This is a genomic window from Pseudoduganella sp. GCM10020061, assembly GCF_042683405.1.
In the GTDB taxonomy this organism is placed as follows: domain Bacteria; phylum Pseudomonadota; class Gammaproteobacteria; order Burkholderiales; family Burkholderiaceae_D; genus Telluria.
On the sequence record NZ_JBHUJS010000001.1, the window covers coordinates 225,501 to 249,743 of the forward strand.

Genomic DNA, 24,243 nt, shown 5'->3' on the forward strand with positions numbered 1-24,243 from the left:
TTCCTTGAACGGGATGACCCATTCTAGCCGCACTCGCCCGCAGCGTCAGAAGAAGAACGGCTGAAACGTAAATCCGCCCACGATGGTCGGGTTGACCGCGCCCATGTTTTCCGGACTCTCGCTCATGTCGACCAGGACCTCGGCGGCGCCGGCCCAGCCGTTGTCGAGCACGCGGGTCCAGTAGGCCAGGCCCGGCGCGTCCGGCTCGCGGTGCAGGGCGTTCACGTAGAACAGCGTGACCAGCGCTTCGTTGGTGGGCGCGGCGCCGTACAGGGATGCGAACTCGGGCGACTTCATGAATTCGGCTGCCATGGTGTCGAGCGTGACGCCGGCTTCGGCCTGCGCCATCCAGAAACCGACGCCGCCGGCGTCCGGGGTGCGGTTGAAGGCGGCCTGGTACAGGCGGTACACCTGCCCGCCGGTGCCGTCGACGTCGTAGGCAATGCCGATATCCGAAAACACCAGCCGTTCGACGGAGCTGAGGGTGTCGGTGCCGGCCGCGTTGCCGATGCCGCGCACGGTGGCGCTCTCGCCATTGCCGGTGATGGCAAAGGCGCTGCGCGGGCCGTCGAAGAAGGCGAAGTCGGTGCCGGCGCCGCCGATCAGTTCGTCGTCGCCGTCGCCCCCGCGCAGCTGGTCGTTGCCGGTGCCGCCATCGAGTGTGTCGCGGCCTGCGCCGCCATCGAGGGTATCGTTGCCGCCGATGCCGATCAGGTGGTCGTCGAAATCGGTGCCGCCCAGTTCTTCGCGCGATGCCGTGCCCGTCCGGGTGGTGCCTTCATCCGGATCGGGCGGAGGCGCCGCACCGCCGAAATTGGCCGAGCCGATCTGCGAAGCCGTGACATTCAACATCACCATCAGGTCGGCAAAGTCGGCCGGCCCCTCGGCGCCATCGACGTCGAACTGCAGGACGGCATCTGCGCCGCGCTGGATGATGCGGGCAAAGCCCGTCGTGAGCGCGTCCGGGCCGGTGAGGGAAAGGTCGATCAGGTCGCCGCGCGCCCCGGTGGCAAAGTCCGTCACGATCAGCGGGAACAGGTCGGTGCCCACCACGGCGGGGCGGAACACGTCGCGGCCCGCGCCGCCCGTTGCCTGTACCGTCGCGTCGCGGCCGGGCGTGAGGAAGGTGGTGAATTCGTCGTTGCCGTCGCCGCCCAGGGCGCGCACCTCGCCCCCGGGCGCACCTGCGTACTGGCTGGTGGCGATGATGGTGATCCGGTCGTTCCCAGCGCCGCCGATCAGCGTGTCGCTGCCGAAGCCTGCGGTCAGGTAATCGTCACCGCTGCCGCCATCGAGGATGTTGGCGCCGAAGTTGGAGGTGCTGAGCGAGTCGTTCCCCGCGCCGCCTTCCAGACGGTTGTTGCCGCCCTCGTCGTACAGGATATCGTTGCCATCCGCTCCGGCCAGGTAGTCGCCTCCGGCGCCGCCGTCGAGCGTGTCGTCATCGGTACCGCCGAGCAGGGTGTCGTTGCCGTCTTCGCCCTGCAGGAAATCGTTGCCGCTGCCGCCGTCGAGCCGGTCGTCGCCGTTTCCGCCGGCAAGGATGTCCGCACCGTCGAGCCCGCTTAGCTGGTCATTGAGAAAGTACCCGGCCAGCATGTCGTCCTGCGCAGTGCCGCTGGCGATGATGCCGGTCTGGGTGCCGCCCACGGTCATGCCGCTGACGAAGTTGTCGGCGGTCAGCCAGGACTTCTGCACGCCGCGCAGCACGACGAGGGGACGGAAGGATGCGCTGCCTGCGGCGCCGTCCGCATCGAATTCCACGACAGTATCGGCGCCCTGCTGTACCGCGCGCAGGTACCCGCTTGCACCGAACGGGTTGATCCCTTGCGCCGCCCAGCTCCACGACAAACCCACCACGTTCAGCATGTCGCCGCCGGGGCCGGTGCGGAAGTCGGTGATGTCCAGGCGGGCACGGAAGGCTGCGTCGAACTGGTAGGTGTCGCGGCCCTCGCCGCCCGTGGCCGTGACCACGTTGCCCGAACCCTTGTGGAACAGTTCGAACAGATCGTCGCCGTCGCCGCCCTGGGCAACCACGGTGGTGACGGGATTGGTGTACTGGTAGTCGCCAGTGATGATGATGCGGTCGTTTCCGATACCGCCCAGCAGCGTGTCGTTGCCCGCGCCGCCGCGCAGGGTGTCGTTGCCCTGGCCCGCGTCGAGCCGGTTGCGGCCCACCCCGAGGCTGTCGAGCAGGTCGTCGCCCTCGCCGCCGAGCAGCGTATTGTCCCCGTACTGGTCGCTCAGTTCGTCGTCGCCGTCGGAGCCGTCCAGCCAGTCGTTGCCGAAGCCGCCGGTCAGGGTGTCCGCGCCAAAGCCGCCGTCGATGCGGTCGTCGCCGGACAGGCCGTCGAGCGAGTCGTTGCCGCCGGCGCCGTAGATGGTGTCATTGGAGGTGTCGCCCGCGAGCTGGTCGGGGCCTTCGGTTCCATTAAGAATCATGGTGGTCGGGGATGCCGCGCCACCGCTCTCCGCGTGGAGCGCTGCGCATGGCTTCGGTATGAACGATGAGTTCCATACTAGGCCAAAATCGCCGCGAAAAAATTTCCCGAAACAAATTTTTACCCCGTTGTTACCCGAACGCTAATACCAGCCGTTGGAAAACAACGAATCCGTTGTCGGGAAAACTATGACCTGTGGTAAGGCGAATACACTACGCGGATTTGCCCGCGTGCATGCGCTGTTCGCCGGTTGCAAACGACGCGCGCTGGATGCGGCCGTCGATGACTTCGTAGACGCACAGCATCTCGATCGTGCCCAGGCCTTCGGGAAAATTGCGCGTGATGATTTCGGTGTCGGTCACGATGTTGCCCACCACGGTGCGCGAGAGCAGCCGCGCGTGCAGGTCAGGCTCCGCAAAGCGGACCAGGTAGCGCGCGCGCATCTCGTCGTGCCCCTTCGCCATGCGGGCCCCATGCAGGGCGAACTGTTCGGCGTCGGGGGCATAGGCGGCGAGCAGGGCGTCCACGTCCCTGGCGTTGAATGCGTCGAGTTGGGCTTGTACGGGTGCGAGGGGAGAAACGCTCATGTCGGGCTGCTTTCAGGGATGGCGGATTCGGTCATAAAAAGGCGAATTCCGCCATTTTAATGAAAAGCCGAGCTCCTGCGGCGACCGCCCCTGTCCTTCAAACGTAGGCGATGAGCCGGCCGCAGGGATATCCTTGGTCAGGCCGCCTGTAAGTTTAGTTCTGGAAAACTAGGACGAGTCCTACCGGACTGTAGCCCCATCGCCGATGTTGGCTTGTCGCTCAACCATGCATCATGGTTATACACATTCCTCGACCGAGGGATCCAATTCGGAAAGGAAACATCATGAATTCGAAAGAAAATCGCGGCAATATCGGTAACGACAAACAAAACATGGACACCCCAAACAAGCGTGGCAATCCATCGGACCAGGGTTCGCAGCAGTCGGATGTGCAGCGTTCGGGCGGCGGTCTGGGCGACCAGGCAAACCGCGTGAACCAGCAGCCGGGACAGCAGGGCGGCAAGAACCAGGGCTCCCAGCAGTCCGGCCAGGAGTGGGGCTCGCAGCAATCGGGCCAACAGGGTTCGCAGCAATCCGGCCAGCGTAGCGGTTCGCAGCAGTCGGGCGTCCAGCAGGGCTCGCAGCAGTCGGGCCAGCAACCGGGCTCCCAGCAATCCGGCCAGCGCAGCGGCTCGCAGAGCGGTTCGCAGCAGTCCGGCCAGCAACAAGGGTCGCAGCAATCGGGCCAGCGCAGCGGTTCGCAGCAGTCGGGCGGCCTGGGCGGCTCATCCCAGAGTGGACGTCAGGGCCGCAATGACGACATGAGCTCGGACGAGTAATCCTGCACGAACGAAAGGCCCACGGCGGTAGTCATACCGCCGTGGGCTTTTTCATTTCGGAGCCAACTTGGGAGACTGAAAGTAATGCCTCCCAATTCGAATTTTTGTTATCGTACCCTTTCGAGCGAGCTGTGCTGTCTCGGCTTAGCGGAAGGTTCCATGCGCCTGGCTGATTTCATTCTCTCGCAGACGGAATCCATCCTGGAAGAGTGGGAGGAGTTCGCTCGCACCATGCAGCCGGCCGCTGCTTCCATGACGACAAAAGCTCTCAGGAATCACGCGTCGCAAATGCTCAAGAGCATTGCGCACGACCTTCGCACCACCCAGTCACTTTCGGAGGAGATCGCCAAATCCCACGGCCTTGGGCCCTGGACAACGCAAACGGAGGCCGGGGAACAACACGGGCTCGCCCGGCTCGAATCCAGGTTCACGATCGAGCAACTAGCCTCTGAATACCGTGCCCTGCGATCGAGCGTGCTCCGCCTTTGGAACGAAGCAAAAGGAATCCCCAGCGCGACGGACATGGGCGACATCATCCGCTTTAACGAATCGGTCGATCAATTGCTGGCTGCTTCGGTCTTCAGTTTCGCGAAGGCGACCCGGGAAGCCGGCGAAGCGGAAAAGAACCGCAAGGATCAGTTCCTGGCCATGCTGGCCCATGAACTGCGCAACCCGCTCTCCCCCATCAGCGCCGCAGCGACATTGTTGAAGATGGCCAAAAGCAACGATACGGTCGTCACCAATGCCAGCAACATCATCGCCCGGCAGGTGACCCATATGGCCACGCTGGTGGAGGACTTGCTCGACGTATCGCGCGTTACGCGCGGCGCGATCGAGCTAAAGGTGGAGCCGCTGGACCTTCGCCAGGTCATCGCTGACGCTGTCGAGCAAGTCACGCCGCAGATCGAGGCCAGGCACCATGCGCTGGCTGTTGCGGAGTTCCCGGAAGCGATCAGCCTGCTGGGAGACAAGAAACGCCTGGTCCAGATCATTACGAACCTGCTGACGAATTCGGCCAAGTACACGCCGGAGCACGGTCACATCGAATTGAGCCTGGAGCATTGCGAGGACCAGGTGGCAATCGCCGTCGAAGACGACGGTGTCGGCATGGCGCCCGATTTCGTGCCGCATGTGTTCGATCTGTTCGCCCAGGCCGAATGTACGCCGGACCGGGCTTCCGGTGGATTGGGCCTCGGCCTGGCGCTCGTAAAAAGCCTGGTGGACCTGCACGGCGGAAGAGTACTCTGCTCCAGTCCTGGTTTGGGCAAAGGCAGCAGGTTCACAGTCTGGCTCCCCAAGCAGCCGGTGGACGAGAGCCAAGTCGAACGCCGCAGGACACCACGCATGAACCTGTCGCCTGCCCGGGCGTTGAGGATCATGGTGGTGGATGACAACGTCGATGCTGTCGAGATGCTGGCAACCTTGCTGCAAGCGGCAGGCCACGAGGTGGTCACCGCTATTCGGGGCTGCGAAGCACTGGAGCGAAGCAGGGAGGCGGCACCGGACGTCTTCATCCTCGATATCGGCCTGCCCGACATGGATGGCAACGAACTGGCCCGGAAGTTGCGCGGCCAGCCGGAAACCCATGATGCAGTGTTGATCGCCCTGACAGGCTATGGCCTGGGTGCGGATCGCGATCAGACCAAAGCTGCCGGGTTCGATCATCACCTGGTCAAGCCAGTCAATGCGGACGTGCTGTGCCGTCTTTTGGGCCAGGTGACCCCCTGACAGGTCCCAGGTGGCTGCCTGCGGAGCAGCTCGCTGTATTGTCGCGTTCCAATCGAACCGCCCGCTCGCGGCGCCCTCGATAAAATAAGTCATGCTTTGTACGACAAGGAGCACAACCCCGGATCCTTTTAAAGAGAAAGTATGTCTACAGAAGTCACACGCCTAGCTACAGGTATTCCCGAACTGGACGCGGTCCTGAGGGGAGGTGTCATGCGCCAACGCATTCACCTGATTGAGGGCCGTCCTGGCACCGGAAAAACGACACTCGGTTTGCGCTACCTGATGCATGGGGTGAAATGCGGTGAGAAATGTCTCTATGTGACCTTGTCGGAAACCGTCCGCGAGCTGGAAGGCACCGCAGCCAACCACAAGTGGTCGCTGGACGGCATACAGATCGAGGAGCTGATGCCCCTTCCCCCCGAAGGCCATCCCGAGCAGACCATCCTGCTGCCTACCGATTCCGAACTGTCGACGCTGGTCGACCGCATCGCCAATCTGGTGAGCTCCGCCGGCGCCGACCGCGTGGTGATCGATTCGATGGTGGAGATCCGCCTGCTGGCGCGCGATAGCGCCCACTACCGCCGCCAGATCATCGATTTACGCCAACGCCTGTCCGCAACTGGCGCAACAGTTCTGATGCTCGATGACCTGACTTCCGATACCCGCGAGTTTGAACTCCAGAGCGCGGTACACGGCGTGCTGACCCTGGAACAGATCGAACGCAGTTTCGGGGCAGCGCGGCGACGCCTGCGCGTGGTGAAAATGCGTGGCGGCGACTTCCAGAGTGGCTGGCACGATTACGCCATCCTCACCGGCGAGGTGCTCGTCTTCCCAAGCCTGATCGCGCAGGAGCACCACCGGGATGAGCCGGAAATCCATGCGCTCAGCCATGTCGAAGGACTCGATGAAATGTTCGGCGGCCCCATGAGCACCGGATGCTCCACCATGCTGATCGGGCCGTCCGGCGTGGGCAAGTCGACACTGGCACTGCAATATGCGCTGTCGATGGTGCAGGCTGGCCACCACGTCGGCTACTTCACCTTCGACGAAGACGAAAGCACGCTGCGCTCCCGCCTGGTGATGCACATGGGCCTGGATGAACAGACCCGGCAGCCGCGCAATTTCCACCTCAACCGGATCAATCCGTCGCGCATATCGCCGGGGGAGTTCATCTGGAAGGTCCGCCGCCTCGTCGAGGACCAGAATGCGCGGATGATCATCATCGACAGCATCAACTCGTATATCGATGTGATCCGCGAAGAGAAATCGCTGCTGCTCCAGATGAACGAGCTGTTCTCGTACCTCGCCAACATGAACGTCATGTCCATCATCATCGGCGCTCACTCGGCCAGCCTGGACACTTCCAAGGAACCCGATGCGTTGAGCATCATTACCGATAACATCATTTCGCTCCGCTATTTCGAAAGCGGCAGCATGGTGCACAAGGCCATATGCGTCCTGAAAAAGCGGCAAGGACCACATTCGCTCGAGATCAGGCATCTCAGCCTCACCGAGGACGGGGTGCAAATTGGCCCGCCGGTCGTGCCGCACGCTCTTGCCGGAGAAATGCCACTTGAATGCTGAGTCCATTCAATCGGACCTGTCAAATGCGGGCTTGGTGCTGCTTTTTGCACCCGTGCAGGGCGACTTGCACGCACTGGACAGGTTGCTGGCGGAGTTAGGGCTGGAGATCGTCATCTGCTCCAGCCCGCAGCAATTCTACGACCGGATCGGCGAGGATGTGCTGCTAGCCGTGGTCACCGAACAGGCCCTCGTCAGTTGCCGTGCAGAGGAACTGGAAAATGTGCTGCGCAGCCAGCCGCAGTGGTCCGATATGCCCTTGCTCGCGTTGGTCGACAGTGAAGGAGGGCGGGTCGACAGTGGTCGTTTCGACCGGCTGGCCAGTATTGGCAACTTCATGTTGCTGGAAACGCCCACCTCGCGCCAGGTCCTCCTGATGTCGGTGCGGGCGGCAATCCGCGCTCGCCGCCTGCAGTATGCAGTGCGTGACCACTGGCATGAACTGGAATCGCATGCAGGACGCCTGGAAGCTGCCGTGCAGGAACGCACGCTGGAGCTCGAGCACGAAGTGCAGGAACGCAGCCGCATCCAGGCCGAACTGGATGAGGCGCGGCGCCTGGAATCGCTGGGGCGCCTGACCGGAGGTGTCGCGCATGACTTTAACAACCTCCTGCAAGTGATCACCGGGGGCGAGACCCTGATCCGGCTGCTGCAGGGGGGCCGGCTTGCGCCGCAGATGGAGCGCGCACTCGACAGTATTCGCCGTGCTGCAGACCACGGGGCATCACTCACGCAAAGGCTGTTGGCGTACGCGCGGCGCCAGCCCTTGTCGGCCGTGACGCTCGACCTGAGCTCCCATCTTGCTGCCACTGCCGACCTGCTGTTGCGGACCCTGGAGTGCCGGATCGACTTCCAGCTCCGCCTGCCCCCTGACCTGTGGGCTGTGGATGCCGACCCCGCCCAGCTCGATGCCGCCATCCTGAACATCGTTGGCAACGCTTGCGATGCCATGCCGGAAGGGGGCACGCTCACGATGGCGGCACACAACGTCAACCTGCCTGCGCCGGAGCTTCCGGAAGCGAGGCAACTGAAAGGCGACTACGTGTGCCTGATGATGAGCGACAGTGGAGAAGGCATGTCCGAACAGGTTGCCGACCATGCGTTCGAGCCCTTCTTCACCACCAAGTCAGCGGGCAGGGGAACCGGATTGGGCCTGTCGCAGGTGTACGGCTTTGCCATCCAAAGCGGGGGACTGGCTTTCATCCGGCGCGAAGCGATCGGTACTACGATCGGGCTGCTGCTGCCCAGGAGCGCTGCCGTTGTGGCCGTTGCACCCGCGCCCGTGGTTCCGTCGGCTTCTGCAGGCCTCGAGGATATCCGCATGTTATGCGTGGAGGACGACCCCGCTGTTGCCAGCACCACGGGTGAGTTGCTGCGCAGCCTCGGAGCCAGCGTGGTCGTCGCGGACAGTGCGGATGCGGCCATGAAACTGGACCTGTCCCAGTTCGACGTGGTGCTGTCTGACGTCATGATGCCAGGCAGCATGGACGGGATCGAATTCACCCGCTGGCTGTCCGAATTTCACCCGTCCCTGCCGGTGGTATTGTGCAGCGGATATATGCTAGACCCGCATCGGCTGCAGTCGCTCAAGGCTGAATTCGTGCGCAAGCCCTACCGAATTGCCGACCTGATCGCCAGTATCGGGCGAGCGGTCGCATTCAGTCCTTAAATAGCAAATGTTGGAGAGTACGCGGCCGCTGAGGTTCGGTTCTTGTGATGTGGGAATCGTGATGTGCGGACTGGACATGCGACTTTCCACTTAAAACCGTTGCCGAGTGATATCGAACACGATAGCTTTGCGCTACACCAGACTCTTGATAATCCGCGCCGTCAGTTGGGCATACCGAGGAAATCGGGGTTTCACCCCAACCGACCACGTAATCCGCATTCAGCGCTCCGTCGCAGTAAGAGGTAACAATACCCTACACTGAGCTATACTGGCTAACGGGTTCGGCCAAGGGCGGACGCTTCGAAGCAACCAAGAACGGGGGATCTTGAGTTTTATGCACGAGTCACAAATAGAACACGTTCTAGAGGAGTTACGTGCCCTTCAAAACCGCTTCAGTAAGATATCGGACTCCTCAATTCCTAGCCTTGACGGAGCGGACCGCGCTAAATTCAAACGCTTAGTCATTGAATCAAAATGTTTAATAGACGGTGGTTTGGGGACGACAAATGATTTTTCGGTCCCGTTGCTGCAGTTGCAAAACCTGAGGGGTTTCGGCGCGTGGAACCCACCGACACCAGACGAACTCCTGGAGGCGGTTGCCCTCGTAGAGGGCGGGCTCAACCAAGTGCGACGTAAAAGAGTTCAGCTAGAAAAAGCACCTAGCGAATCTACGCTCCAAGTTTACGTGGACGCTCAACGAATCCTACAGCTGCAAGCGTTGAAGACGCCGGAGTGGGATCTCAGGAAACTAGTGCGACTTTTGCATGAAATTAACCTTGCCCACGTCAACGAGATGCATATGGCCACTGCGATGTTGGTCCGGGCAGTAACCGATCACGTCTCCCCCATATTGGGTTGCCGAGTTTTTTCTGAGGTAGCAAATAACTATACAGCGCCGCGATCCTTTAGCGACCAGATGAAGCACTTGGATGGCTCAATGCGCAAGGTGGCCGATATGCACCTACACCAACAAGTTAGGAAATCTGAAGTGCTTCCATCAGCCGCCCAAGTCGACTTTAAAGCTGCCCTAGATGTCTTGCTTGCCGAAATTTTGCGGATTCTTCAATAGGGATCTCCGGGGCTTCGAGAAAACGTACGAGACTTGGCCAATGGTCGAGATTGGCCAATAGAGCTCGATCAATTTCGCCTAGAGTCGCGGGCGCGTCGCGAGGTCGACAATAGGCCGGGAGTATCCACTCGCTCGCGCTACCGATGGATGCGAATGCACGTACTTGATACATAAGAGTTGCTAATACCCGATCAATGATTGACATCAATTCTGTAGAGCAAGAGATCGACTCTGCCTTCGACAGTAATGCGTTGACGAACGTTCCATGGACGCAGAGCGCGTGGACGCTACTCTCGGTTGTCGAAGACCATCATTTCAATATCGCTGTCGTGCACCCGCTTCCTAAACGGGAAGCCGCGATCTACGTGGATGGACTAGTTAACGCCTTAACATATCCATTGCGGGCCTTGCACCGGCGAGCACCGCGGATGGTTGCTACGCTTGACCATCGCTATATCGAGGAACACTATGCGCTTGCTCAGGAGTGGCTCGACGCTGCGGAAGACTATTCGCACTTCTGCAGCATTTTTCCCCTGTACTATGCGAAAGAGATTGAACTCACGATAAACGGAGATAGTCTTAAACCGACTGATTGGTCTAAGACTGACTTGTCTTACGAGGCGTATGACCGCTTCGTAGCAAAGCGAGAGCCTGAACGCGAGCATCAGTTGGATGCCGGGCCTATTTGCTCTACGCTCAGAACATGCATCCGTTCTAGCGGGGGACGGTATTCAATTGAATTCACCCGTCGGCTCTGGGATGCATTGGAGCGCCACTTAGCCCCGGCATTCGAAACGCGTCACATTTTGCCCGCGGACTGGCAGTTTAGTCATTTCTCGCTAGCGCAATACCGCGCCGTCTTTACTTGCTTGCAAATTTCGGCACAAGCCTGGTTTGTGGCACGCCAGATCGTGGCTCCTAGCGTGCTTGGCCTCGCGTATGAGAGCGCCGTCTGGACGCCGCGACGAGAAGCGCTGTTCAAGCAACTGTCCCGCCAGACCGGCTTAACCTTGGGCACCGTCCGAGATATCATTCGTTACCTTACCTTCGGTGAGGTTGGGGTCCGCAATCCTGACGCTGCCATTCAACCGCTTGTGGACCTGGGCAATGGCCATTTCGGTATCTCACCATTTCTTGTTACAAATATTGATGCGGAGCGCAATCTCTGCGTCCTGTTGAATCAGGTTCCTCAAGACCGGACGTTATACTCCGCTCTTGTGGACCAAAAAGAGCAGCATATTCGTGCTGAAACAATCCAGTCACTACAGCTACTCGGACTTCACTTCAAGCACGGGGAGATCGGTTCAACCGACGTCGATCTCGCAATAATAGATCATGCGTCGAAAGTTTGTCTGTGCATCGAGCTCAAGTGGTTCATCGAACCAGCCGAAATTCGTGAGGTGATGATGCGCTCAGAGGAATTGCAAAAAGGCGTCGCGCAAGCAAAGCTCCTGAATTCGCTTTTTGCGAAAAGTGATGGGCGTTTGCTCGCGCTACTCGGTATAGACGGCGGCTACGAGTTTCAAGCAATGGTAGGTTCAGTTAACTTTATCGGTCGCCCAGGAATCCAGACTCCAGATATTCCGATTACAAAGCTCTGGCACGTCGTGTCGAAAATTAAGGAGACCGGTTCATTGGCAATGGCTGTTCGGTGGCTTAAGTTGCGAGAGTACCTGCCCGTTAACGGGCGTGACTACGCCATACAAGAGGTTCCAATTAAGTGCGGAAGATGGCGGTCGCGCTGGTATGGCATCGCTCCTCCTCACCCGTCCCGCGGGAACACCGCGGGTCGATAGCTGTGACTAAAACATCTCCGCGCCGCTCAAGAGCAAACCTGTCTTTGCCAAGGGATTTCGAGAACGTCGGGGCAAGGTTGAGGGCATATTTACATTCGAAAAATAGGCGGCCAACACTGCTACGTAGTGGCCTTTTCAAGTTCAATGCGGTGGCTAGACAATGTGATGGATCTCATGCAACCAATCCCAGAATTTCGGAACAAAATCGGTAGGAACACCCTCTGCCCTTGCGGTTCAATGAAAAAATTCAAGAACTGCCACGGCCATCACACAAGCCCGCCTGATCCCAACATTTATAAAATTGCGGCAACGGTGCGAGAAACGACGCGAAAGAGTGCCTGCCACGTCCCGGAAGGCATTCGTAACGAATGTTCGAAAGGCATTATCAATGCCCACACGGTATCCCGCTCAGGCAGTCTAGGCGCCATCCAGCGCAGCGGTCATGTGTATTCCTATAATTTAAACATGCTCGCGCTGCAAAAATCTCGTGGTCGACTACGTCCCGTTGAAACCGGTTGGAGGACAGCCTCGACGTTTCCCGGTTTTTGTGGGTACCACGACAAGCGCGTGTTTGAGGCTCTTGAAGATACTCCGTTCGTAGGGTCGAAGGAGCAGTGCTTTCTGATTGCTTATCGATCCCTCGCTAAAGAGATTCACGCTAAGAATAACTCGGCTAAACAAAACGATTTACGCGTGGCTTATGCAGGACCGGCCAGCCAAAAAAACGCGGCCGTCGCGGCTTTTAATAAGGGCGTCGCGTTGGCTATCCGCGATCTCGAGCGGCATAAAAATCGTTATGACAAAGTGCTGCTCGATAAGGACTGGAGCAAGGTTCACGGAATTCTTATTGAGTTCGACGGGATCTTCCCAATCCAATGCACGGGTGGGCTCTTTCCAGAGAAAGATATAAATGGTCTGCCGATTCAACGCCTTGATTGGAGGACCGCGACTCCCGACACAATCAATCTGTCATCGTTCGCCGCAGACGGTAAGTCGTATTTCCTAATTTGTTGGCTGCAAGATAGTCATCATTCCGGCTCACGTTTCGTCGCCCCGTTCCATCTGGTCGAGAAGAGTGTTTTGCCAGCGGTTATTGGGGCCCTAATCTTGCAGGTTACGGAAAACTGTCACTTTTCCCCCGACTGGTACGATGCCCTTCCAGACGCAGGGAAAGACTGGTGCGAAGCGAATAGCTTCTCTGGGACGTTTTGGGGTGACATTTCTCCTCCGACCGCAATCGCCGATACGACATTATTCCCTGGGATTAACGTGACTAGCATCACTGCCTTCTAGTACGATTTTTCTCAGCCGTGCCCAATTGCGGAGGTCGGTCATAGACATGCCAACGAACGAGCTTGCACGAGTCCACGCGTCCCAATTGTTCAGAAGTCGCTTCTCGAGCGATTGGACTGGTCGCTCACGACAAGAAATGGCTTAGTTACGCGTTCGTCATCGCGATTTCGCTTTCCTCGCTGCCAAACTGCCGTACCAATACCAAGTAAATAACGGGGTTTAACAATCTCTATTTGCGAGCCTACCCACCGCGCCCCTTCGGCAGGCGTCTGCGATCAAACAATATTAGATAACATTTATTTGGCCGCGCCGCCATATGTCACGAATTTTTTTTGGCTTGACACAAACTTTTTGTGTTGTCACAACCTTTTTGTGGCGCCACGTCAGTTTGAGCCAACCCGACCTCACTATTCCACCGTAACGGACTTGGCCAAGTTGCGCGGCTTGTCGACGTCGGTGCCGCGAGCCAGTGCGGTGTGGTACGCGAGCAGCTGCAGCGCGGCCACGTGCAGGATCGGCGACAGCAGGCCGTAGTGCTCGGGCAGGCGGATGACGTGCACGCCGTCGCCGGAGCTGATGCGCGAGTCGACATCCGCAAACACGAACAGCTCGCCGCCGCGTGCGCGCACTTCCTGCATGTTGGACTTGAGCTTTTCCAGCAGCTGGTCGTTCGGGGCGATCGTCACAACCGGCATCTCGTTGGTCACCAGCGCGAGCGGGCCGTGCTTCAGTTCACCGGCCGGATACGCTTCGGCGTGGATGTACGAGATTTCCTTGAGCTTGAGCGCGCCTTCCAGGGCGATCGGGTAGTGGATGCCGCGGCCGAGGAAGAGGGCGTTTTCCTTGCGCGCGAATTCTTCGGCCCAGGCGATGATCTGCGGCTCCAGCGCGAGCACGGAGGCAATGGCGACCGGCAGGTGGCGCATGCGCTTGAGGTATTCCGCTTCCTCGTCGTCGGTCAGGCGGCCGTTCACTTGCGCCAGCGTGAGCGTGAGCAGGAACAGGGCGGTCAGCTGCGTGGTGAAGGCCTTGGTGGACGCGACGCCCACTTCGACGCCGGCGCGCGTGATGTATGACAGCATGCACTCGCGCACCATCGCGCTGGTCGAGACGTTGCAGATGGTGAGGGTCTTGTCCATGCCGAGCGAGCGCGCGTGCTTGAGCGCGGCCAGCGTGTCGGCGGTCTCGCCGGACTGCGAGATGGTGACCACCAGCGTGGACGGATGCGGCACGCTGTCGCGGTAGCGGTATTCGCTCGCGATCTCGACGCTGACCGGGACCTTGGCCACGGATTCGATCCAGTACTTGGCGGTCAGGCCCGCGTAGTAGCTGGTGCCGCAGGCGAGGATCAGCACGCGGTCGATTTCCTTGAACACCTTGTAGGCGCCGTCGCCAAACAGCTCCGGCATGATGCCGGTCACGCCTTCCAGCGTGTCGCCGATGACGCGTGGCTGCTCGAAGATCTCCTTCTGCATGTAGTGGCGGTACGGGCCCAGTTCCGCGGCGCCGGTGTGGGCGTGCACGGTCTTGACTTCGCGCTCGACCGGACGGCCTTCGGCATCGACGACCCAGATGCGCGAGAGCTGCAGATCGACCACGTCGCCTTCTTCCAGGTAGATGATCTGGTCGGTGGTGCCAGCCAGCGCCATCGCGTCGGAGGCGACGAAGTTTTCCCCTTTGCCGAGGCCGACGATCAGCGGGGAACCCTGGCGCGCAGCGACCACGCGGTGCGGCTCTTCGCGGCAGAAGACGGCGATCGCGTAGGCGCCGTGCAGGCGCTTGACGGCCTGCTGGACGGTGTCGAACAGGTCGCCGTTGTACATGTGGTCGACCAGGTGGGCGATAACTTCGGTGTCGGTCTGGCTCTGGAATTCGTAGCCGAGGGCGATCAGTTCGGCGCGCAGTTCATCGTGGTTTTCGATGATGCCGTTGTGGACCAGCGCGATGCGGGCGGTTTCGTCGCTCGGGGAGAAGTGCGGGTGCGCATTGTGGGCGGCAGGGGCGCCGTGCGTGGCCCAGCGGGTGTGGGCGATGCCGGTAAAGCCTTGCAGGCGGGCGTTGTCGACCTGCGCTTCCAGTTCGGCGACGCGCGAGGTGCTGCGCGAACGTTGCAGGCTGCCCTCGACATGCAGCGCGACGCCGCAAGAGTCGTAGCCACGGTATTCAAGACGCTTGAGGCCCTCGATCAGGATGGGGGTGATGTTGCGTTGGGCTACTGCTCCGACGATGCCGCACATAGGGAACCTCGACAAATAGATTATTGATGAGGAGATACTAGTGGAGTAATCGTGAAATATGCGTACAGAATTCACTATCTGATGAAATATTATTTCATCGTCTGGAGCATGTGAATAAAGATTTCACATCTCAGCGAAATATGAAATTTTATTCCAGAGGTAATATCCGAGGCGCCAGGCGAGAATCGTCTCACTCTTTAACCAGGAACAATTGATGTGGCGCAGAGGCGCGCTTTGCTGGAGGAACTACTTCAAAGGAGGAAGGGGACTGCCCCTGCAAGGGACCGTCCCCTGATCTTTACGACGATACGGGAATGGGTCCGTCCAGATGCCTGGCGCGGACCCGCCCCCTGTCTACATCAGATTGCGGCGAGTGCGGCGTTGAAGGTCGCGCTCGGACGCATCACAGCCGATACCTTGGCTTCGTCCAGCTTGTAGTAGCCGCCGATGTCGACCGGCTTGCCCTGCACTTCGAGCAGTTCGGCGACGATCTTTTGCTCGTTGTCGGCCAGGTTCTTGGCCAGCGGAGCGAAGGCTGCTGCCAGCTCGGCGTCTTCGGTCTGGTGCGCGAGTTCTTCTGCCCAGTACATCGACAGGTAGAACTGGCTGCCGCGGTTGTCGAGCTCACCGGTCTTTGGCGATGGCGACTTGCGGTTGTCCAGCAGGCGGCCGGTCGCGGCGTCCAGCGTGCGCGCGAGGATCTTGGCCTTGTTGTTGCCGGTCTTGATGCCGAGGTCTTCGAGGCTGACCGCCAGCGCGAGGAATTCGCCCAGCGAATCCCAGCGCAGGTGGTTCTCTTCGACCAGCTGCTGCACGTGCTTCGGCGCGGAGCCGCCGGCGCCGGTCTCGTACATGCCGCCGCCCGCCATCAGCGGAACGATCGACAGCATCTTGGCGCTGGTGCCCAGTTCCAGGATCGGGAACAGGTCGGTCAGGTAGTCGCGCAGGATGTTGCCGGTGACGGAGATGGTGTCCAGGCCGCGCTTCACGCGCTCGAGCGTGTAGCGCATCGCACGTACCTGCGACATGATCTGGATGTCCAGGCCATTGGTGTCGTGGTCCTTCAGGTAGGTGGTGACCTTCTTGATCAGCTCATTCTCGTGCGGACGGTACGGGTCGAGCCAGAACACAGCTGGCATGCCCGAGTTGCGCGCGCGGGTGACGGCCAGCTTGACCCAGTCGCGGATCGGAGCGTCCTTCACCTGGCACATGCGCCAGATGTCGCCGGTCTCGACGTTCTGCGACATCAGCACTTCGCCGCTATCGAGGTCGGTGATGTTGGCCACGCCGTCTTCCGGGATCTCGAATGTCTTGTCGTGCGAGCCGTATTCCTCGGCCTGCTGCGCCATCAGGCCGACGTTCGGCACCGTGCCCATGGTGCGCGGGTCGAATGCGCCGTGCCATTTGCAGAAGTTGATGATCTCCTGGTAGATGCGGGCGAAGGTCGATTCCGGCAGCACTGCCTTGACTTCCTTCAGGCGGCCATCGGCGCCGTACATCTTGCCGCCGGCGCGGATCATGGCCGGCATCGACGCGTCGACGATCACGTCGCTCGGCGAATGGAAGTTGGTGATGCCCTTGGCCGAATCGACCATGGCCAGTTCCGGACGGCTTTCCTGGCAGGCGTGGATGTCGCGGATGATTTCTTCGCGCTGCGACTCAGGCAGGTCGGCGATCTTGTTGTACAGGTCGACCATGCCGTTGTTGACGTTCACGCCCAGGCTGTCGAACAGCGCGCCGTGCTTCGCGAACGCGTCCTTGTAGAACACGCGCACGCAGTGGCCGAACACGATCGGGTGCGACACCTTCATCATGGTCGCTTTCACGTGCAGCGAGAACATCATGCCGGTCTTGTGCGCGTCTTCGATCTGCTTTTCGTAGAACTCGATCAGGGCCTTGCGGCTCATGAACATGGAGTCGATGATCTCGCCATCCTGCAGCGCGACCTTCGGCTTGAGCACCAGGGTCTTGCAGCTGTTGGTGATCAGTTCCATCTTGACGTTGCGCGCGCGGTCCAGCGTCATCGACTTTTCGCCGGCGTAGAAGTCGCCCTTGGTCATGTGCGAGACGTGGGTGCGCGATGCCGGCGACCATTCGCCCATCGAGTGCGGGTTCTTGCGTGCGTACTCTTTCACGGCGCGCGGTGCGCGACGGTCCGAGTTACCTTCGCGCAGGACCGGGTTGACGGCGGAACCGGTGCACTTGTTATAGCGCGCCTTGATTTCCTTTTCTGCGTCGGTCTTTGGATCGGCAGGGTAGTCGGGCAGTGCGTAGCCCTTGCCCTGCAGTTCCTTGATCGCTGCCAGCAGCTGCGGCATCGAGGCGCTGATGTTCGGCAGCTTGATGATGTTCGCGTCCGGCTGCAGGGTCTTCTTGCCCAGTTCCGCGAGGGCGTCCGGAACGCGCTGCTCCGGGGTCAGGTAGTCGTTGAAGTTGGCCAGGATGCGGGCCGCAACGGAGATATCGCTTGCCTCGACGTTGATGCCGGCCGGCTTGGTGAAGGTGCTGACGACTGGCAGGAAGGCGTGGGTCGCCAGCAGCGGCGCCTCGTCGGTCAGGGTGTAGATGATGGTTTGATCACTGCTCATACGCTATTCCTGTTCTTCGCGAAAGTGGCGGGATGGTGTGCTCGCAGGTCTTATATAAGACATAGGACATGCGGTAACCCGATATTATGCACCACCTTTGGCGAAGCGGCCACTGCCAGAAGCTATGTTGCTGCGGACCGGGAACTTCGCGATAATCGGCGCTCTTGCATTCCTTTCAATTCCTTTCACCACGCGGGACCTGCAAACCATGAAAAAACTGATGTCCCCCTCCGGCCCTGCACACGTCGCGCTCCTGGCCGCCGTGCTGGCGGCGCCGTTCGCCCACGCCACCGAATTGGCCTCGCCACCGGCGCCGGCGCAGATCGGTGTTGCATCCTTCAACATGGCCTGGGCCGGGTCGCAGGAAGACTTCAACCGCCAGAACGCCGTCTGCAAGACCGTGTCGTGGTGCGACACACGCCCACGCCGCGAGCGGGGACAATCGTTCGCCACGGACGCCGCCGTGCAGGTTGCGCGCCAGTGCGTCGCCGATACCGAACGCCTGGCCGGCGGCCCCGCGCAAGCGGCCCTGATAGCGCCGTGCAACGCCTACCAGCCCCGTGGCACGCCGGTGGAGCTGACCAGCGCCGACTATGCCGCCAAACTGGCGGGCCTGCGTGCGACCGTCGACAACCTGATCGAGCGCCAGGGCGTGCGCGTGATCGCGTTCCAGGAAGTGCGCTCCAGCGAAGTCATCAGGGAGGTGCTGGGACGCCATGTCGATCGCTTCAGCGTGTGCCACGCGCCGCACGAGGGCTTCCAGACCGTGGCGTTCGCGTGGGACCGCAGCGTTGCGCAGAATGGGCTGTGCAGTGTGGAGACCAGCCTGGCGGTGGTCGATAATCCGAACGATCCCGAAGCGCGCAGGGTCCGTCCCGGCCTGGCGCTCGACGTGCAGGTGGGCGATCGCCGCATCAGCTTCCTGAATGTGCACCTGAAGTCCGGCTGCGCCAACATCGTGCCGCATCCGATTTATCAGGCGCGCCTGCTGGACGACCCTGCAGCGGCGTGCACTGTACTGAATCGCCAGGTCGCGCCGCTCGAGCGCTGGATCGACAACGTGGCCAAGCAGAGCCCCGACTTTGTGCTGCTGGGAGACTTCAACCGCCGCATCGACGAAGAGGCGGCCGCCAACATCGGTCCGGCGCAGGTGCGCGCGGACGGCAGCGATCCGTCCGGCGTGCCGGTGCCGGGTGCGGACGGCCGCGTCTCTACGCGCTACCTCTGGCAGGAGCTGAACGACGGCGGCATGCCGCTGCGCCAGGTGCCACTGGCGTCCGCAGAGGGCTGCAAGGGTTTCTCCGGCCTCGATCACATTGTGCTCAGCGGCCCGTTGGCGGCGCGCCAGCCGGCCAACCTGGTCTCATACAAGACGGCAGTCGTCCAGGCGCCGGGTCAGCGCATCGACACCAGCGACCATTGCCCGCGCAGCGTCATGCTGACGCTCTGACCCGCGGACTGGTGATCGCCCGCGCAGCTTTATAGCTTTTTAATCGGCGGATCGCGCGGGTCTGGCTACGCCAGCAGCACGTCGAGTTCCGTGTGGTTGACGGGCTTGGTCAGGTGGAAGTCGAAGCCGGCCTCGCGCGTGAGCATGCGGTCGCGCTCCTGTCCCCAGCCCGTCACCGCGATGATCAGCGAGCGCTGGTCGTGCTCGCGGTTGCGCAGCTCGCGCGCGACCTCAAGGCCGCTCATGCCGGGCATGCCGATATCGAGCAGCACCACGTCCGGCGCGAACTGCGCGGCCATCTCCAGCGCGGCGGGTCCATCGTGCGCTTCCCGCACCTGGTGGCCGGACACCTGCAGCAGCGCGACCATGCTGGATGCGGCGTCAAGGTTGTCGTCCACCACCAGGATGCGGCGCGGACGCGTGCGCGCCTCGTGGCTGGCGCGGGGTTGTTCCGGCGCCGCCTGGGGCGCCAGTCGCAGTAGCGGCAGCCGCACCGTGAACGTGGTTCCGTGCCCCAGCCCTTCGCTGCTCGCCACCACGGTGCCGCCGTGCAGCTCGACAAAGCCTTTGACCAGCGACAGGCCGATCCCAAGGCCGCCCTGGCTGCGCTCCAGCGATGGCGCGAGCTGGGAGAACAGGCCGAATATCGGCTCCAGGTTTTCCGGCGCCACGCCGATGCCGGTATCCGACACCGCGATGCGCACCTCGTCTGCCTCGCGCTCCGCGTCGATCCGGATCCTTCCTCCGCGCGGCGTGAACTTGATGGCGTTGGTCAGCAGGTTCACGAAGCACTGGACGATGCGGGTGGCATCGGCGTCCGCGTACAGCGGGTCGTCGGGCAGGTGCAGGGACACTTCGTGGCCGGCGGCCTTGAACGATTCGTCCACCGCATGCAGCGCGTCCGCCATGCAGTCGACCAGTGAAACCGTCTTCTTCTGCAGCGTGACCTTGCGCTGGGTGATGCGCGCGACTTCCAGCAGGTCGTCCACCAGCCGCGATAAATGGCGCGACTGGCGGTCGATGACCGTGAGCGCGCTTTGCACATGGGGTGGCGTTTGCCCGATCATGTTGATGAGCGTGATGGCGTTGCGGATCGGCGCAAGGGGGTTGCGCAGCTCGTGCGCCAGCGTGGCCAGGAACTCGTCCTTGCGCTGGTCCGCCAGGCGCAGCGCGTCCTGCGCCTGCGTTTGCGCCGCGATGTCGGTGTGAGTGCCGAACCATTGCAGCACCCGCCCTTCGCGGTCCTTCAGCGGCACGATACGGGTGAGGAAAGGGCGGTAGGCGCCGTCCGCGCCACGCAGGTGCGTCACCATTTCGTACGGCTCGCCGGTGCTGCTCGAACGGCGCCAGCGCTCCAGCGACTCGGTCAGGTCCTGCGGGGCGCAGCTCTGCTGCCAGCGCCATCCTTCCGACCCTTCGGCGTCCAGCCCGGTGTACTCGTACCAGCGGCGGTTCAGCCACGACACGTAGCCGTCCGGTTCGGACATCCACGCGAGCTGCGGCAGCTCGTTGGCGAGCGTGCGGAAATGCGCCGCGTGCTCTTCATCCGCCTCCTGGCGCCGCTTGCGGTCGGTAATGTCGGCAATGACGCCGAACACCGACAGCGGCGTCCCGTCGTCCTCGTCGTACTCGGCCTTGCCGCGCAGCTGGGCCCATAGCAACTCGCCGCGGGCATTCCGCACGCGGAACTCCATCTCGCAATCCGTGTTGTTCCTAATGCATTCCGTGATCGCCCGGCGCAACGGGTCACGGTCCTCTGGATCGACGTATTGCATGAACGCCTCTGCGTCAGGGCGCAGGCTGCGCGGGGCCAGTCCCAGCATATGCTCCACCTCGGGGCTCCACCACGTGAGTGCGCTCTTCACGTCGCGGCTGAATACACCCATCCTCCCGGCCTGCAGGGCCAGGCGCAAGGTTTCCTGGCGTTCGCGCAGCCGTGCGGCCGAGTGCGCGGTCTTTTCGGCTTTGCTCAGGTCGCGGTACATGCTGACGTGTTCCGTCAGCAGCATCAGCAGGACGAAGACGGACGCGAACACCGCGTACACCCGGCCGGCGTAGAACCCGACATCCCACCTGCCCGCGTTGAAGATGCTGACCAGGCCCACCTCGAAGAACCACGCCGACAGCACCACCATGAGCCACAGGTCCAGCGCCGAAGGGGAACGGCGCCGGTACATGACCACCAGCGCGACCGCGCTCAGGACCCACGGGCTGTACCGTCCCAGGTTGAACCACGCGGAGTAGCGGTCGCCATCGAGCATCGGCGGCAGGATGTCGTTGCCGAGCACGGCCAGCGCACTCAGGGCCATCGCGCAGGCGAAGGTGATGAGGATGGCCTGCGCTTCGGTGCGCGCGTGGCTGTAGGTTCGGTCGCGCTCCTTGAACAAAGAATAGCCGATCACGGCGACCGGAAAGCCGATGTGCCAGAACACGTGCAGGTAGCCGGTGGTCTGCGCGCCGCCGCCAAGCAGGCCGGCCGGCGCGAGTGCACCGGGAAAGGTCAGCAGGTGGACAATCGCCATCACGGCCGAGTACAGGTAGCCGCAGGCCAGGATCAGGATCGAATATTGGCGGTACAGGCGCAGGTAGCCGAACAGCAGCGCAGCGGTGATCAGGTCGTTGACGACAACGATGGGCTGGTACAGCGGAATGAACCAGTCGGCGACGCCAACGTCATGATCGGCAAACGGAATGAGCGCCAGGAACATTCCGAGCGATGCGGCGATGAGGAGCAGGGCCAACCGTCGGGAGGCTGGGCTGGCTGGATACTCCAACAATATCTTCGATTGCGCGCTTCCAGCCACCGCCTCATCGCTACTTCGTTCGTCTGCCGACTCCAGGCGGGGCGTGGGAGGGTTCATACGCAGTGCGGAACGTCGAGGTAGGGTTGGACGAGCATAGCAGACCATGCGCCGGCGCCCGGTCCGATTGCCCGTCGTTCCAGCGAAGGCTGGAACAGATGGCGCCCGCCCCCGTTCGACTCCTGCGGCGGATGAAATATGCTTCCACAAATGCTCTACAATTGAAATATTATTTCATCATATTCCGCCCCATGAACGACACAAAACAGCTCGACGACCTTGACCGCCGCATCCTGGAAGTCGTGCAGGCCGACGCCTCGCACACCAACGCGGAGCTGGCGGAGCTTGTCCACGTCTCGCCGCCGACCTGCCTGCGCCGCATGAAACAACTGACGGAAGAAGGCATCATCGAGCGCCAGGTCGCGCTGGTGTCGCCGGAAAAGGTCGGCGCGCGCCTGACGGCGATCGTGGAGATCACACTGGACGTGCAGGCGGCGGAACGGATGGAGGAATTCGAGCGCCACGTGGCGGCGGAAGGCGCCGTGATGCAGTGCTACCGCGTATCGCCCGGTCCGGACTTCGTGCTGATCGTACAGGTGGCGGACATGCCGGCCTACCACGCGCTGGCGCACCGCCTGTTCGCCACCCACAAGAACGTGCGCAACGTGAAAGCGTACTTCTCCACCTTCCGCAGCAAGTTCGAAACCCGCATCGCAGTCTAATCGCACCGCCCCAAAAAATGGGGACAGACCCCATTTCCGCAGTGTGGAAATGGGGTCTGTCCCCATTTTTGGGGGCTGTCCCGTAGCGTGGAAATGGGGTCTGTCCCCATTTTCGGGTTAGTGCTTGGTTTTGACGGGGCGCTTCCAGCTTTCGATGGTGAGCTGCTTGGGACGGGAGATGGTCAGCTTGCCTGCAGGCGCGTCTTTGGTCAGGGTGGTGCCGGCGCCCAGCGTCGCGCCTTTGCCGACGGTGACAGGCGCCACCAGCTGCGAATCGCTGCCGATGAAGGCGTCGTCCTCGATCACGGTGCGGAATTTGTTGGCGCCGTCGTAGTTGCAGGTGATGGTGCCCGCGCCGATGTTCACGCGCGAACCCACCGTCGCGTCGCCGACATAGGCAAGGTGGTTGGCTTTCGAATGCGCGGCGATCTGGCTGTTCTTGATTTCGACAAAGTTGCCGACGTGGACGTCCTCCGCCAGCGTCGTCCCCGGGCGCAGGCGCGCGAACGGACCGATGATGGACTTGGCGCCCACCACCGCTTCTTCGATGTGGCTGAACGGCTTGACCTGCGCGCCGGCCGCGATCGCGGAGTTGATGATCACGCTGTTCGCGCCGATGTGCACGCCGTCCGCCAGGTCGACCCGGCCTTCGAACACGCAACCCACGTCGATCACGACATCGCGCCCGCAAATCAGCTCGCCGCGCACGTCGATGCGCGCCGGATCGAGCAGCGTCACGCCGCGCTCCAGCAGCGCGTTGGCGATGTTGAGCTGGTGGCGGCGCTCCAGCTCGGCCAGCTGCACCTTGCTGTTCACGCCCGCCACTTCCCACTGCGCGGACGGGCTGGCCGATACCACCGGCACGCCGTCGGCCACGGCCTGCGCCACGATGTCGGTCAGGTAGTACTCGCCCTGCGCGTTCTCGTTCGACAGGGAACCCAGCCACTGCTTGAGGTGGCGGGTCGGGATCATCATGATGCCGCTGTTGATTTCGCGGATGCGGCGCTCGTCGTCGCTGGCATCCTTTTCCTCCACGATGCGGACGATGTGCCCGCCATGGCGCACGATGCGTCCGAGCCCGTGCGGGTTGTCCTGCTCCACGGTCAGGATGCCGAGCTTGTCCTTGCCGGCCACTTCGGCCAGGCGCTTGAGCGATGCTGCGCTGGTGAGCGGCACGTCGCCGTACAGCACCAGGGTCGGCGCGTCGTCGTCCAGGTGCGGCAGCCCCTGCATGACAGCGTGCCCGGTGCCCAGCTGCGGCTCCTGCAGCGCGGTCGTGATCTCGGCATAGGCGCCGGTGTTCTGGCGGGCCACCACATCAGGCACCGCTGCGCCCCCGTGCCCATAAATCACGCATAATTTGCTGGGCGCAAGCTCACGCGCCGTATCAATCACATGCAGCAACAGCGGTTTTCCCGCTAGCGGATGCAACACTTTGGGCAGGGCAGACTGCATGCGCTTGCCCATTCCGGCAGCGAGAATCACAACATTCATAAGACCGA

Annotated in this window: 15 protein-coding genes; 9 read left to right on the forward strand and 6 right to left on the reverse strand. The window is 61.6% G+C overall.

The annotated features are described in order from the left end of the window. Nucleotides 1-45: 45 nt before the first annotated feature. The gene (locus tag ACFSQR_RS01005; RefSeq protein WP_377727066.1) at nucleotides 46-2,442 is read right to left on the reverse strand and encodes a DUF4214 domain-containing protein; all 2,397 of its coding nucleotides are present in this window, start codon (nucleotides 2,440-2,442) and stop codon (nucleotides 46-48) included. 211 nt (nucleotides 2,443-2,653) lie between these two features. Beyond that, nucleotides 2,654-3,028: a nuclear transport factor 2 family protein gene (locus tag ACFSQR_RS01010; protein WP_377727069.1), complete on the reverse strand. Its 375-nt coding sequence runs from the start codon at nucleotides 3,026-3,028 to the stop codon at nucleotides 2,654-2,656. 284 nt (nucleotides 3,029-3,312) lie between these two features. Here ACFSQR_RS01010 and ACFSQR_RS01015 point away from each other — a divergent pair, with 284 nt between their 5' ends. From ACFSQR_RS01015 to ACFSQR_RS01045, 7 genes are all read left to right on the forward strand, one after another. Continuing rightward, nucleotides 3,313-3,807: a hypothetical protein gene (locus ACFSQR_RS01015; protein ID WP_377727072.1), complete on the forward strand. Its 495-nt coding sequence runs from the start codon at nucleotides 3,313-3,315 to the stop codon at nucleotides 3,805-3,807. A gap of 159 nt (nucleotides 3,808-3,966) precedes the next feature. Further along, nucleotides 3,967-5,535 carry an ATP-binding protein gene (locus tag ACFSQR_RS01020; protein ID WP_377727075.1) on the forward strand — a complete coding sequence of 523 codons (1,569 nt, stop codon included), beginning with the start codon at nucleotides 3,967-3,969 and terminating at the stop codon, nucleotides 5,533-5,535. A gap of 141 nt (nucleotides 5,536-5,676) precedes the next feature. Further along, nucleotides 5,677-7,119, forward strand: coding sequence for an ATPase domain-containing protein (locus ACFSQR_RS01025; protein ID WP_377727077.1), 1,443 nt, complete (start codon nucleotides 5,677-5,679; stop codon nucleotides 7,117-7,119). Beyond that, on the forward strand, nucleotides 7,109-8,785 hold the full coding sequence (locus tag ACFSQR_RS01030) for a response regulator (protein ID WP_377727080.1): 1,677 nt from the start codon (nucleotides 7,109-7,111) through the stop codon (nucleotides 8,783-8,785). Before ACFSQR_RS01025 ends, ACFSQR_RS01030 begins: the two co-directional genes overlap by 11 nt. 334 nt (nucleotides 8,786-9,119) lie before the next feature. Then, nucleotides 9,120-9,854 (forward strand): hypothetical protein, encoded by a 735-nt coding sequence (locus tag ACFSQR_RS01035; RefSeq protein ID WP_377727082.1) that lies wholly within the window; start codon nucleotides 9,120-9,122, stop codon nucleotides 9,852-9,854. A gap of 194 nt (nucleotides 9,855-10,048) precedes the next feature. Continuing rightward, nucleotides 10,049-11,650 carry a hypothetical protein gene (locus ACFSQR_RS01040; protein WP_377727084.1) on the forward strand — a complete coding sequence of 534 codons (1,602 nt, stop codon included), beginning with the start codon at nucleotides 10,049-10,051 and terminating at the stop codon, nucleotides 11,648-11,650. 174 nt (nucleotides 11,651-11,824) lie between these two features. Further along, entirely contained in the window at nucleotides 11,825-12,943 is a 1,119-nt protein-coding gene (locus ACFSQR_RS01045; RefSeq protein ID WP_377727086.1) for an SEC-C metal-binding domain-containing protein, read from the forward strand. 407 nt (nucleotides 12,944-13,350) lie between these two features. On the opposite strand, the gene glmS is transcribed toward ACFSQR_RS01045, so the two are convergent. Further along, nucleotides 13,351-15,180 carry a glutamine--fructose-6-phosphate transaminase (isomerizing) gene (glmS, locus tag ACFSQR_RS01050; protein ID WP_377727089.1) on the reverse strand — a complete coding sequence of 610 codons (1,830 nt, stop codon included), beginning with the start codon at nucleotides 15,178-15,180 and terminating at the stop codon, nucleotides 13,351-13,353. Nucleotides 15,181-15,539: 359 nt separating this feature from the next. After that, entirely contained in the window at nucleotides 15,540-17,768 is a 2,229-nt protein-coding gene (locus tag ACFSQR_RS01055) for an NADP-dependent isocitrate dehydrogenase (RefSeq protein WP_377727092.1), read from the reverse strand. A 208-nt stretch (nucleotides 17,769-17,976) separates the two neighbouring features. Between ACFSQR_RS01055 and ACFSQR_RS01060 the strand changes: the two genes are divergently transcribed. Continuing rightward, entirely contained in the window at nucleotides 17,977-19,218 is a 1,242-nt protein-coding gene (locus tag ACFSQR_RS01060; protein WP_377727095.1) for a hypothetical protein, read from the forward strand. Between the two features lie 65 nt (nucleotides 19,219-19,283). Here ACFSQR_RS01060 and ACFSQR_RS01065 read toward each other — a convergent pair whose 3' ends face one another. After that, complete coding sequence (locus tag ACFSQR_RS01065; RefSeq protein ID WP_377727098.1) at nucleotides 19,284-21,959, reverse strand: ATP-binding protein; 2,676 nt, start codon at nucleotides 21,957-21,959, stop codon at nucleotides 19,284-19,286. A gap of 311 nt (nucleotides 21,960-22,270) precedes the next feature. Here ACFSQR_RS01065 and ACFSQR_RS01070 point away from each other — a divergent pair, with 311 nt between their 5' ends. Further along, nucleotides 22,271-22,741: an Lrp/AsnC family transcriptional regulator gene (locus ACFSQR_RS01070; protein ID WP_377727101.1), complete on the forward strand. Its 471-nt coding sequence runs from the start codon at nucleotides 22,271-22,273 to the stop codon at nucleotides 22,739-22,741. Nucleotides 22,742-22,858: 117 nt separating this feature from the next. Here the strand turns inward: ACFSQR_RS01070 and glmU are convergent, their stop codons facing one another. Continuing rightward, a complete protein-coding gene (gene glmU, locus ACFSQR_RS01075; RefSeq protein ID WP_377727103.1) occupies nucleotides 22,859-24,235 on the reverse strand; it encodes a bifunctional UDP-N-acetylglucosamine diphosphorylase/glucosamine-1-phosphate N-acetyltransferase GlmU in 1,377 nt (458 codons plus the stop codon). Nucleotides 24,236-24,243: the final 8 nt, after the last annotated feature.